The organism is Oleidesulfovibrio vietnamensis (genome assembly GCF_055388115.1).
In genome coordinates this window covers 25,523-37,745 of sequence record NZ_AP042419.1, presented here as the reverse complement: position 1 = coordinate 37,745, position 12,223 = coordinate 25,523, and the positions used below count along the sequence as shown (strand labels likewise).

13 protein-coding genes are annotated in these 12,223 nt (G+C 56.8%); 9 read left to right on the top strand and 4 right to left on the bottom strand.

All coding sequences use genetic code 11. From position 1 onward, the window contains the following. The first annotated feature begins 25 nt into the window (after positions 1-25). The gene (locus ACZ5D1_RS00180; RefSeq protein ID WP_464555521.1) at positions 26-1,843 is read left to right on the top strand and encodes a reverse transcriptase domain-containing protein; all 1,818 of its coding nucleotides are present in this window, start codon (positions 26-28) and stop codon (positions 1,841-1,843) included. Positions 1,844-2,443: 600 nt separating this feature from the next. Here the strand turns inward: ACZ5D1_RS00180 and ACZ5D1_RS00175 are convergent. From ACZ5D1_RS00175 to ACZ5D1_RS00160, 4 genes are read right to left on the bottom strand one after another with little or no spacing between them, the layout of a single operon-like run. Then, positions 2,444-2,866 carry a hypothetical protein gene (locus ACZ5D1_RS00175; protein WP_011700568.1) on the bottom strand — a complete coding sequence of 141 codons (423 nt, stop codon included), beginning with the start codon at positions 2,864-2,866 and terminating at the stop codon, positions 2,444-2,446. Continuing rightward, a complete protein-coding gene (locus ACZ5D1_RS00170; RefSeq protein ID WP_028577543.1) occupies positions 2,863-4,449 on the bottom strand; it encodes a recombinase family protein in 1,587 nt (528 codons plus the stop codon). Before ACZ5D1_RS00170 ends, ACZ5D1_RS00175 begins: the two co-directional genes overlap by 4 nt. Beyond that, complete coding sequence (locus ACZ5D1_RS00165; RefSeq protein ID WP_028577542.1) at positions 4,442-4,966, bottom strand: DUF2924 domain-containing protein; 525 nt, start codon at positions 4,964-4,966, stop codon at positions 4,442-4,444. The genes ACZ5D1_RS00170 and ACZ5D1_RS00165 overlap by 8 nt, the downstream gene beginning before the upstream one ends. A 34-nt stretch (positions 4,967-5,000) precedes the next feature. Beyond that, positions 5,001-5,243 (bottom strand): hypothetical protein, encoded by a 243-nt coding sequence (locus ACZ5D1_RS00160; protein WP_028577541.1) that lies wholly within the window; start codon positions 5,241-5,243, stop codon positions 5,001-5,003. A gap of 296 nt (positions 5,244-5,539) precedes the next feature. Between ACZ5D1_RS00160 and ACZ5D1_RS00155 the strand changes: the two genes are divergently transcribed. The 8 genes from ACZ5D1_RS00155 (at position 5,540) to ACZ5D1_RS00120 (ending at position 12,220) form a co-directional block, all read left to right on the top strand. Further along, positions 5,540-5,773 carry a LexA family protein gene (locus ACZ5D1_RS00155; RefSeq protein WP_009379056.1) on the top strand — a complete coding sequence of 78 codons (234 nt, stop codon included), beginning with the start codon at positions 5,540-5,542 and terminating at the stop codon, positions 5,771-5,773. Positions 5,774-5,806: 33 nt separating this feature from the next. Beyond that, the gene (locus ACZ5D1_RS00150; protein ID WP_028588108.1) at positions 5,807-6,595 is read left to right on the top strand and encodes a hypothetical protein; all 789 of its coding nucleotides are present in this window, start codon (positions 5,807-5,809) and stop codon (positions 6,593-6,595) included. Next, a complete protein-coding gene (locus ACZ5D1_RS00145) occupies positions 6,585-8,687 on the top strand; it encodes a 7-cyano-7-deazaguanine synthase (protein WP_028577539.1) in 2,103 nt (700 codons plus the stop codon). Before ACZ5D1_RS00150 ends, ACZ5D1_RS00145 begins: the two co-directional genes overlap by 11 nt. A 173-nt stretch (positions 8,688-8,860) precedes the next feature. Further along, positions 8,861-9,187: a hypothetical protein gene (locus tag ACZ5D1_RS00140; RefSeq protein WP_028577538.1), complete on the top strand. Its 327-nt coding sequence runs from the start codon at positions 8,861-8,863 to the stop codon at positions 9,185-9,187. 195 nt (positions 9,188-9,382) lie between these two features. After that, the gene (locus tag ACZ5D1_RS00135; protein ID WP_028588109.1) at positions 9,383-9,967 is read left to right on the top strand and encodes a sigma-70 family RNA polymerase sigma factor; all 585 of its coding nucleotides are present in this window, start codon (positions 9,383-9,385) and stop codon (positions 9,965-9,967) included. Between the two features lie 104 nt (positions 9,968-10,071). After that, positions 10,072-10,410: a hypothetical protein gene (locus ACZ5D1_RS00130; RefSeq protein WP_028588110.1), complete on the top strand. Its 339-nt coding sequence runs from the start codon at positions 10,072-10,074 to the stop codon at positions 10,408-10,410. Next, the gene (locus ACZ5D1_RS00125; protein ID WP_028588111.1) at positions 10,407-11,423 is read left to right on the top strand and encodes a PD-(D/E)XK nuclease family protein; all 1,017 of its coding nucleotides are present in this window, start codon (positions 10,407-10,409) and stop codon (positions 11,421-11,423) included. Before ACZ5D1_RS00130 ends, ACZ5D1_RS00125 begins: the two co-directional genes overlap by 4 nt. Before the next feature lie 26 nt (positions 11,424-11,449). Next, a complete protein-coding gene (locus tag ACZ5D1_RS00120; RefSeq protein ID WP_022661692.1) occupies positions 11,450-12,220 on the top strand; it encodes an ATP-binding protein in 771 nt (256 codons plus the stop codon). Positions 12,221-12,223: the final 3 nt, after the last annotated feature.

Here is a 12,223-nt window from a genome sequence, read left to right as displayed (position 1 = left end):
ATGCCCTTTTCCCTGTGGGGCAGAAATGGGCAAAACAACGATCAAAGATTTTCAGTCTCTTCATACACTGACAGACTTGGCTTACCTTTTGGGTTTTGCCCCCAATAAACTCAGCTACATCCTGTATAAGCTGAGGGGAGGCCCCAATGGTCAGTACAGCGAGTTCGAAATTAAGAAGCGATCCGGTGGCACGAGAACAATTGCCGCTCCCCATACCGGGTTGAAAATTGTTCAGAAGAAACTCGCCGCTAAACTGCAAGATATCTACATGGTCAAAAAGCCTGTCCACGGCTTTGTTCGGAAGAGGACCATACTAACCAATGCAGAAAACCACTCCCGCAAAAAGTATGTATTCCACATAGATTTAAAAGACTTTTTCCCGTCAATTCACTTCGGCAGAGTGATGGGCTTATTTGCTGCGAAGCCTTATGAGTTCAAGAGGGACATCGCCATCCTTATCGGCAAGATAGCGTGCCTCAATGATGTTCTCCCCCAAGGCTCACCATGCTCGCCTGTCATCTCGAATATGGTCTGCGCCTATCTGGACAAGCAGTTGGGGGATTTGTCTAAGAACTGCGGCTGCTTCTATACGAGGTATGCTGACGATCTGACTTTTTCAACAAACAGATCGTCCTTTCCTGAAGAAATCGCGATTTACTCTGGCGGCGAATGGGAGCCAAGCCCCGGACTCGTGGACCTCATAGGCAAGCATAGCTTTGAAGTGAATGGAGAAAAGACTTCGATGCGGTCACGTTCTGATCGCCAGATTGTCACGGGGATCGTTGTAAACGAATACCCTAACATTCAGCGAAAACAGCTCAAGCAAGTTCGCTCGATGCTCCACGACTGGAAGGTCAATGGTGTCAAAAAAGCACAGGAGCGTTATCTCAAGGATGTTGATCTCGCGAACCGAGAGCCTCCAAGAGACAAGAATGCCAGCTTCCCGAATGTGGTTAGGGGAAAGCTGGAGCATATCAGGTTGATACGAACTCATCGTGTTGATTTGCTGAACAATATTGAAGAGCAAGAATGCATCAGAAATAGAATTCGCCTTCCACAGAAAGGCGAGCAGCACACCATTTATAAAGATCAATATTACAAGTATTTTCAACGCTATGAGCAATTAGTCATCCGAGATTGCGGGATTCCAACGATCCTTGGCGAAGGCGAAACAGATTGGATGCACTTAAAAAAGGCATTCAATCACTTTAATGACAATGGAAGCTATCCCGATTTATTCTTAAACATACATAAGCACAAAAGATACACTGTTGGCGGGATAAAGCACCTCAAGCAGTTTTGCAATAATGCCAACAAAATGTACGTCGCGTTTGAACAGCCCGTGATTTGTGTTTATGACTGCGATGACAATGCGACCAATGCTGAGCACGCCGCTTCAAAAGATGGATATATTGCGTATGGGAACAATGTTTTTTCTATAGTATTGCCCAAGCCAGCGCATAGGGCTACAACAACATATGCCATCGAGCAGCTTTACCAGGATGCTGACCTTTTAAAGAAAGATAAGCATGGACGAAGAGTTTTTTTAAGTACAGAGTTTGACTATAATACCGGAAAACACAAAACCGAACCGACTATCGAATATGGCAGAAGAGCTAGGGACGGGAAACCCGTCGCAAAGCTGACTAAAAGTGATACAAGCAACGAGAAAGTCATCGACAGCCTTGTCTGCACTGAGATTGGGGGAAAGTTGAAAAGCTTAGCTCTTTCAAAAATGGATTTTGCAATCAGCATCATGCGAGAAGAACCTCCATTCAATAAGATGGACTTCTCCGGATTTGCTGCTGTCTTCGATCTCATTAAGAAAATATGCAGCTTGTAGCTCAAATCGGCACACCAACTCGGCTAACCACCTGGCGAACCGGGAGCCTTTAACACCTATCCAACATCCCTGAAAAATGTTAGCATGCAAAGTACAAATCCCAACAATTTCAAAGGATAAGTTGAACATCTCGGGAATGGCATTCAAGAGGTCGTGGGTTCAATTCCCTCCAGCTCCACCATTTAGAAAAGACAAACCCGTCTCTCTGGGGTCATTCTCCGGGGTGACGGGTTTTCTTTTTCCCCTTGTTTCTAAAGGGGTTGCGCCCGTTTCACATCTTTCCAAAGCACCTCTTCGCACCATCGATTCTCCCCATCCTCCCGCCTTTCTTTCTCTGTTTGGCCCCTGATTCTCTGTTTTCTCCGGACCAAGTCCGAAGCTCGTCCGGAAAGCTACATCCTTGATTGATATGGGTTTGCGGCTGATTGCCATTTTTGGCGGTTGTCTTAGGTCGTCGTTCGATGCCGCAACCGGACGTTTTTTTCGAAATCGCCCGCCTCGGCCATGAAAAGAAGCGCGGTCAACTCCGGCTTCCTGCCCCCTAAAGAAGAAAAGCCGACGCTGATGGTCGGCTCTCTGGGGCGGTCTCCGGTCCGGTCGTCAGTCGGTGGCAAAGCCGAACTGGCGGCGCTGCTCGGCCCAGTCCTCTGGAAAGGTCTGGGTCAGCTTGGCCAGCGAGAGCCCGTTGGGTTCCTCACCGTTGATCAGGGCTTCGACGATGTCGGGGGCCAGGGTCGTCAGTTTGAGGATGCGGGCCACATACGAGCCATCGACGTCAAGGGTACGGGCAAGCTCGCTGATGGACTTGATCTGGCCGGATTCGAGGATGTCGGCCCAAGAAAAGGCCCTTCCCAGCGCCTGGAGGACGGCGGACTGCACCGGTTCCTGCGCTCCGGTGATTTCTCCATCCAGTGCCTGGGGAGCGATGACCGTCTTGCGGCCGCGCATGCGCCGGATCAGCATCGGGATATGGATCTGCAGGTTGCCGTTGTCGGCTACGGTAATGGTCGGCTTCATTTTCATCGGCTTGCCCTCCGTTCGGTGACTTCGCATGCCAGACCGGCCAGCTCGGCGATGAGCGTAGTCAGCCCGTTGGTGCGCAGCTCCATGTCGATTCCGGTCTCGCGGATCTCGACCTTATCCACCAGGAGGCGGATGAGCCGGTTTCGCTCCACCGGGAAAAGGTCCTCCCAGAAGCCCTCGACATTCTGGAAGGCCTCCGAAACGTCCTGTTCCGTGATGTTGTTCCCCCGGTAGGCTCTGCATCGCTCGCTCACGTGCGTCAGTTGTTTCGAGAGCTCGACCGCCTGGCGGTTGACGGTCGTGAGCATCTCGGTCTTGCCCGGCTGATCGTTGCCGGGTTTCATAAGTTCGATGGCTTGCTCCCGCGCCTGCGACAGCTCCATTTCGAGTTGGGCTTTCTGCTTGAACAGCCGCTCCCGCTCCACCTGCTCGATGTCCCGGGCCGCGAAGTAGGTTTTGGCCACCAGCGTCGGCGTGCGGAACACCGCGCTCAACTGCTCGACCACGGCCTGCTCGATGTCCCCGGCGGGAATCCGTTTGAGGGGGCACCGGCTCACGGTCCGCTTGCTGTCCTTCTGGCAGATGTAATAGGTGTAGTGGCGGCCGTTCTTGCGGGCGTAGGTCGGTCCCATCGCGCATCCGCAGTGGCCGCAGCGGATGACGCCTTTCAGCGGGGCGACCATTTTGGTTCTTGCCATGGAAACCTTGACCGGTTTGTTGTCCTCCAGGATGGCCTGCACCTTGTCCCAGGTCGTCCGGTCGATGATTCCTTCGTGCTCACCGGGGTAGCTGCGATCCTTGTGGGCAATCTCGCCGATATAGACCCGGTTGTTCAGCAGCCGGTAGATGTGGCCTGTATTCCATTCTGAGCCCTCGCGAACCTTGCCTTTCTTGGTGGTCCAGGCTTTTGTGCGGTATCCCTGTTCGTTCAATTCCTGGCCCAGCTTCTTGGCCGAGCCGATCTGGATGAATCGGCGGAAGATGTACTGCACCGTCCTGGCTTCATCCGGGTTGACCAGCAGCTTCTTGTTGTCCCGGTCGACGTCGTATCCAAGAATGGGTACGCCGCCGCAGTATTTCCCCCGGCGCTTGGCGGCCGCCACCTTGTCCCGGATGCGCTCGGCGATGACCTCCCGCTCGTACTGGGCGAAGGTGATCAGGATGCCGAGAAACATCCGTCCGGTGGGGTCGGTGGTGCTGAAGTGCTGGGTGACCGAGACGAAGCTGACACCCTTCTCGTTGAAGAGGTCGATCATCTTCATGAAGTCCAGCAGCGAGCGGGACAGCCGGTCGACCTTGTAGACCACGATCACGTCAATCTTCCCGGCATTGATGTCCGCCAGCAGGCGACGCAGCCCCGGGCGCTCCATGTTTCCACCCGAGAATCCACCATCGTCGTAGCGATCCGGCAGAGCCGTCCAGCCACGCATCCTCTGGGCTTCGATATAGTGTTCCGCCGATTCCCGTTGCGCATCCAACGAGTTGAACTCCTGTTCGAGACCTTCCTCGTGGCTCTTGCGGGTGTAGATGGCACAGCGCAGGGTCTTGTTTTTGCCCGGCGCGACATTGCTGTTATCAAGCATCCGAACCTCCCTCGGCTTTTCTGCCGTAAACCTTCTTCAGTCCGAAAAAGACCTTGCCGTTCCACCTGGTCCCGGTGATCTCCCTGGCCACCGCGCTGAGCGACCGGAAGGTGCGGCCTTCGAACTCGTAGCCATCGGCAAGGACGATCACCTCATAGCGCCGGTCGTTCCAGACCCGCACCAGTCTGGTCCCGGGCAGGATCGCTTCGTTCGATTTCCGCTCTTCTGGGATGCGTCGATTGACAGTGGCGACCGGGTCCTCCTTGGCGGCCTGCTGGAGATGGACCTTGGCCTGTTCGGACAGCCCGCCGTAGAAAAGCTCCTGGATGCGATAGGCCAGCCGCTTGATGAGGAATTGTTTCTTGTACTGGGGTGGCTCTTCTCCGTAGAGGTCGAGCCATTTTTCCCGGAGCTGCTCCAGGGACATGGATTGCAGCAGGGCCATCTGCCGAAGGACTGAGTTTCGGGTTCGGTCCTGGATCTTGCCGCCGGTGGCGGCGTTCTGTAACTCATTCATTTTCAACTCCTTATTTTGGTTTCCGGACGAGTTGTCATGAATGAATGCTCTGTTCCGGCAATGAATCAAGTCCTTCTCCGAGCACAGGGGAAGAATCTTCGAAAACCTCTAACTCATTGCCCACACATGCGTTTTTTGCCATTCGGCGCAGGATCGCCGTGGCCAGAATGGAGGCGGCTGACTGGAGCCTCGCCTCACCCGACAGGCGGCCGGGTTTGCCGTTTTTGTCAAGGTCATCCGTCCCTGGCCCATCATTCATTTCCTGTACATCCAACATCGAACACCTCCGGTTGGACCGGGGGGCTGGATGGCGTGGATACCAGAAAACGGCGGCGGTCGGGATGCGCGTTCTATGGCACCCACAACCGCCTCAGCTCCGCCTCTGGTCGGTTATCTGGTTACATCCGGCTTGAACCGGACTTGCGTTCGTTACCTACCGGAGGGACGTGCAAGATGACGGAATCAGACGAGAAGTCCTGTTTTTTTGATTGACCTGATGTTCATCAGGTCGTATATTTTGTGGTCATAAATTGGGCTTAATCCGCTCAGTGGCTACGACACGGAGCAATCGCCATGGGAAAGAAAAAGGTATCGGAAATAACCGACCCACAAGCAAACACGCTGAGGGTCATTTGCCAAATCATCGATGAAAAGGGGTTGCCGCCAACGGTGAAAGAATTGTCGGAAGTCCTTGGTATCAGCCACGCGAGCGCCCACGAGCAGATCGCTCAACTGGTACGGAAAGGCTATCTGAAGAAAGAAGCTCGTAAGGCCCGAAGCATCGTCGTCATCAGGAGGCCCGAATAACGATGCTGGGTCGCGAAAAATAAGGAGATCGACATGGGGCACGTCAGACTTGGAAGCCTTCCGAGGTCGAGGGCATGGAAAGAGGTGGTCGGCCTGATCACGGCCGGTGCCGACGTGTCCCAAATCGCAAACGCAACAATCCGGGCAGCCGATAAAGCATTCACCTTCGTGCTCAACGATAAGGGGTTCACCGAGGCGGTCTGGTTGATGACGCAACTCGCCATTGCCGCAAAAAAGGAGAACCTCGGCGAGCATCTCCAATCCCTCGGCGTCAACCTGCCGCAGGATACATCTCTTCCCGATCTTGCAGCCGCAGTCTCCGAGGCCCTGGATAACAAATTGGAGTCCAACGGTGGCCGATCCGACCTCGGTGAAATGTCTCAGCGTGCATTGGTCGGAGCCCTGGTAGAGCACATCTCACCAAAACTGCCGTCTCTCTTCGCCCCCGGGCCAGATGATGTTCGGGCCGCACTGGCAGCGCTCGGGAAAAAGCGGGAGTTCGGAGAGCTGTCGCGGACTTTCTTCGCCAAGCTGACCAACGAGAGCATGAACTACTTCCTCTCAAAAACGCTGGCTACCCATCTGGGCGAGGGCCAGCGCTTTGCCACCATGAATGAAATGGGACAATTCGAGAAGGCTCTGAACACGCACTGTAAAGAGGCGTCCCTGATCGTCGAGCAGTTTTCAGCAGATTGGTTTTCGAAGCACAGGTACGAAGAAGGTGGTGACATCTCCAGGGAGTCTTCCAATGGCTTCGCCTCTTACGCGCTGAAAAAGATGAAGGACGAGCTAAAAGAAGGAGCGCGAGCCGATGCAAGATAAACGATATATCATCTGTGGGAACGCACCGACCGATGGGATTGAAGAAAATCCTGACCGTGATCTGCGCCTGCGCCTTTGGGGCAAGGATGGGCCGGACAAGATCACCCTACGCATTGAAGACATCCACAAAAAGATGAGCAAGGACGTGCCTGATTCTTTCCAGGACCTGCTCGAAATCGCCACCTACGTTTACAGTGCCGATCAGGCCATCCCACGAGGGGCCGACGACGTCGATTCTTTTGGCCATGGCTGGCGCAGGGATCTGCACTTCATCATCCCGGTGCGGAAGCCAGATTTTTGGAACGGAGACGATATCCACCAGGCGCTGCGCTCCACGCTTGGTTTCTTGTCTGACGACAACTATCACTTCGAGTTCGTCAAACTGAAAGAGGCTCAGGCATTCCAGGGATATCTGAAATTTGATGATGACGGACGGCTCTTCGGCTATCCGGAACAGGTAGTGATGTTTTCAGGTGGGCTGGACTCGCTGGCGGGAGCCATCGATGAAGTTCTGAATGAAAAACACAAGGTCGTCCTTGTTACCCACAAATCGACACCGAAGCTCAACACGCGCCACCGGCGACTGGAAAAGATGATTGCCGACAAGGCTGGGGAAAACGCCCCGCTACACATCGGCGTCCGGGTCAACAAGAACAAGGGGCTGAACTACGAGTACACCCAGCGCAGCCGATCCTTCCTCTATGTGTCTATCGGGGCGACCATCGCAAAAATGCTCAATCTGAAAAGCGTCCGTTTTTACGAAAACGGGGTCATCAGTTTGAATCTGCCGGTCTGCGCTCAGGTAGTCGGCGGCCGGGCAACACGCACCACCCACCCCAGGGTGATCCGAGGTTTTCAGGAAATCATCAGCCTGGTGGCTGGCGAACCGTTCACGATTGAGAATCCCTACATCTGGAAAACCAAGGCCGGTGTCATCGAGGTGATCACCAAGGCCGGATGCCAGGACATGATCGCGGCATCGACCACCTGCACCCATACCTGGGAGATGACCAATCACCATACGCATTGCGGAACGTGTTCCCAGTGTATCGACAGGCGTTTTGCCATGATTGCGGCAAAAGCCGATCAATATGACCCAGTGGAAGCCTATAAAGCCGACATCTTCACCCAAAGCCGAAGCAAGGACGAGGACAAGATCATGACAGCCGCGTACCTGGAGCGTGCCAATCAGGTACGCGAGCAGGACGACATCACCCAGTTTATCGCCCGATTCAGCGAGGTCAGTCGGGTCTTCCGCTACCTTAATGGGAACTCCGGAAAAGTGGCCCAGAAGGTCTATGACCTTTACAAGCGCCACGCCAAGGAGGTCTGCGATGCAATGGACACAATGGTTGGCCGCAACATCACCGCCATCCGCCAACGCACCTTGCCGGGAGACTGCCTACTCAGGACGGTCTATGAATCGGGATCGGTAATCTCCGTCCCCGCCATTCCGGTTGAGCAGAAGCAGCCGGACAACTACTTCAGGAAGCGCGGGGGTGTCTGGGCGGCACGCTTTAACGGCAACGCCGAAGTGCTTGTGACGGGTGTTGATAAAGGGGCCGAGTACATCAATTTCCTCCTGGCAAGGCCGAACAAGGAAACCTCGGTCTACGAGATCGTCTGCGGGTTCGCCATCGATAGCTGCAACGCGGTCCTGAACTCCAATGAGACCGATGAAGGTTTTCAGGTCACCCAGGGGGTTCCGTTGGGTGATACCGGCTTCGTTGCCGACCGCAAGGCCGTCGAGCAATACCGGGAGACGGCTCACGAGCTTCTTCGGGAAATTGAAGAAGCCCGGGCAGAAAACAACGATGCCGAAATCCAGCGGCTCGAGAACGAAATGACCCAGATCACCGCCGCAATCAACGAGGCGGTTGGTCTGGGTGGCAAACTCCGGAAATCCAACGACAAGCGGAAGAACATCCGCGACGCCTTCCGGAGTGCCGTGAACCGGGCCATCACGTATCTGGAAAAGTATGACAAGCCGCTGGCCGCCCACCTGAAGGAGTCCATCAAGTGCGGCAACGAACCGGTCTACCGGACCGAAGAGGAGATCGTTTGGGAGGTCCGCCCGATAGTCAACGAGTGACCCGGGGCCACCCAGGAAGAAAAAACTAAAAAATATTTCCGCTACGCCAAATGTAGCCATTGCGACGCCGGATGTAGCGCCTTCCCCAATGAAGGCGCGATCCGGCGTTTTTTATTGGTCAGCACAGGGTTGGCCACCGGGCGTGCCAGAACTTCCGAACAAGGAGACTGGCAGTGGCACAAGTCAACAAAGCACACCTCACCCCACCGAAGCGGCGACTCATCGAGTTGATGCAGGACATCAACTTCGGCCGCATCACCAACATTCCGGTCCGCGACGGCGAGCCGGAACTCACCCCTGACACGGTCATCGAGCGCGAGATCAAGCTGGCTGGACAGAGCGGTCCCCGGCCCGAGCGCGACCAGGATGACTTCATTCTCAAGCAAGAGGTCGTGGCGCTGCTGGAGCACCTCGCGCAGATGGGCAGCGGAAAAGTCTGCCTGCTCGAGATCAAGCACGGTCTGCCGTTCCTGATGCGCATCGAGGAACGGGCAGCCTGAACACGTAACGACCTGAACCCTTAGACACTGGACAACAAGCTGGACGCATGGCGGAGGCTGTTGTGGGTGTCGCCGAGCCGAATACGGCAATTGGCGGCGTACCTGCGACCCCTTCGCCCACGCGACAGCTTTGTCCTGTGATCTGGCCCGTGCCGACACCCACGCGGACCTCCTCCTCGCTCCGAGGAGGCCCCGATGGTTTCTCAGAATTCTTACGACGGCATCGACAAGTATGCCGCCGACCTCATTCGGCACAAAGCACGTCAACTCGTAGGCAAGGCCGGATTCACCGAGGACGACAGACCCGACCTCGAACAGGAACTGATGATCGATCTGCTGCAGCGGATGCGGCATTTCAATCCCGCCAAGGCCAAGAAGACCACCTTCATGGCCCGGATCGTCGAACGTCACATCTCCACCATTCTGGAGGCCCGGTTCGCCCAATGCCGGGACTGGCGGCTCTGCCAAACATCACTCAACGAACCCCTCGACAACGGTGAGGGCGACAGCACCGAGCGGATCGACTTCCTGGATAGCGAAGGCTCTCTGGGGAGCGGCACCCGCGAAACAAGAGAGCGCCTCGCCCATGAGATCCGCATGGATCTCGGCCAAGCCATCGCCTCGCTGCCGGAAGAGCTCCGGGATTTGTGCTTGCGCCTGCACGACAGCACCATGGCCGAAGTCGCCCGGGAGATGGGCATTCCCAGAACTACCCTCTACGACCGGCTGAGCAAGCTGCGGGACGCGTTCCGCGAGGCCGGACTCGAGGACTACCTGTGATCTCCGACGCATCGACTCCGGCTCCGGTAAGTAAGCACCGTGCCGCATGGTGCGGCTATCCGGGGCCTCGGAAATCAGAACCTGAACAAAAGAGGAGTTCAACCATGACTCACGACACCTACAAGTACCGTTTTGACGAGTCGGTCCCGGCCCAGGAACTGGAAGACACTTTCATGCTGGCGATGCTGGCTGTCGAAAGCCTGCATGGCCGTTCCCGTGTGCGGATGGAGAGCCGGTTCAGTCTGGACAAGGCCCGCCGCACCTGCGTGATCGACGCCTCCACCGATGTCGGCAGCGACCTTGCCCGCATCTTCACTGGCTTCGCCTCCAAGGAATACGGCGAACGCTCGGTCCTGATCGAACGTACCCAGCCGTCGGGTTGCGCCTGTGCCTCAAAGCATCGCGCAGCGCCCGCCGCTGCCGAAGCGGGGGTGGCGGTATGAGCGAGCTGATGACCACCACCTATTCCATGTGGCGGCTGTTCCGCAACTGCCGCATGGCCTGCAAGTGGCGCTACATCGACGAGCTGGTGCCGCTCGAGCGCGACCCCAATCTGGCCTTCGGCGCGGTCATTCACGACTGCCTGGAGTGCTGGCACGGCGAGCGGGATCTGGCCAAGGTCCTCGACCACATCGACCGGACCTATCCGAACCGGGCGCAGGACGACCATCAACAGGCCGACTGGCATCTCGCCAGGGCAATGATGAGCGCCTATGCGGAACACTACCCGGCTGAAGAGTTCGAGGTCGTCGCGCTCGAGAAGACCTTCGAAGGCCCCATCGTCAACCCGGCGACCGGGGCGACCTCGCGCAGTTTCATCCTCGCCGGGAAGGTGGATGGCATCGTCCGTCAGGATGGCCAGTACTTCCTGCTGGAACACAAAACCGCCTCGCAGATCGACGCCAGCTACCTGGAGCGGCTCTGGACCGATTTCCAGATCATCCTCTACGCCTGGTACCTGGAGCAGACCCTCGGCATCACGGTCAGCGGCATCATCTACAACGTTCTGGTCAAGGCCAAGCTGCGCCAGGGCAAGGGTGAGACCGAAGCCGAATTCGAGGCCCGCCGGGCTGAGCTGATTGCCAAGTCGAAAACCGGCAAGAGCAGCGCCAAGCGCAAGCTGCCGGAGGACGACGACACCTTCCAGCAGCGGCTCCAGGAAAAGTACCTCGAGCCGGGCATGTTCCACCGCGAGGTGCTCTACATCTCCCGCGACCAGTTCGAGGAACTGCGGGCGGAGCTGTGGGAACTCTCCAAGGCCATGCTCGACGCCCGTCGGCGCGACACCTTCTACCGCAACACCAGCTACTGCTTCCAGTACGGAAGGCCCTGCGCCTACTTCCAGCTCTGCCGCTCGGGCGGCAACCCCAACGTCATCGAAAACCATTTCCAACGGATCGCCCCGCACGAAGAGCTGCGGGACGGAGCCGGTGAAGACGCCGCTCCGGTGTTTTGAAATCCCAACCATAAGGAGACGAAGCCATGCTTCCCAAGACCAAAAGCAAACCCAAACACACACTCTCGGACCTCACCGCCCTGGTGTACGGCCCGAGCAAGATCGGCAAGAGCACCTGGTGCTCCAAGGCCGATGACGCACTGTTCCTGGCGACCGAGCCGGGCCTGAACGCCCTGGAGGTGTTCCAGACCCCGATCACCTGCTGGGACGATCTTCTGCAGGCCTGCGCGGAGATCGCCGAGGGCAAGCACGAGTTCAAGACCATCGTCGTCGACACGGTGGATAACGCCTACAAGATGTGCTCGGACTACGTCTGCAAGAAATTCAAGATCGAGCACGAATCCGACCTGGGCTACGGCAAGGGCTACGCGCTGATCAACAACGAGTTCCAGCGCGTCATCAACAAGCTCGCCTTCCTGCCCTATGGGCTGATCCTGATCTCCCACTCCCAGGAACGGGACATCGAGACCCGGACCGGCAAACACACCCGCATCGTGCCGACGCTGCCAGAAAAGGCGCGGAAGCTGGTCACCGGTCTGGTGGACCTGATCCTGTTCTGCGACCTGGACATGAAAACCGGCGAGGACGGCAAGCCGGTATGGCAGCGCGTGATGCGCACCAAGCCCAGTCCCAATTACGACGCTGGTGACCGCACCGGCCGACTCCCCGAAGTCATTCCCCTCGATTTTTCGAGCTTCATGAAAGCGTTCAACAACACGGCAGCCGGAGCTGCGGCGAGTGCCGCCCGGCCGAAGCCGGAGCCGACCGCGAGTGCGGCGGCGAAACCCCAACAGTAAGGA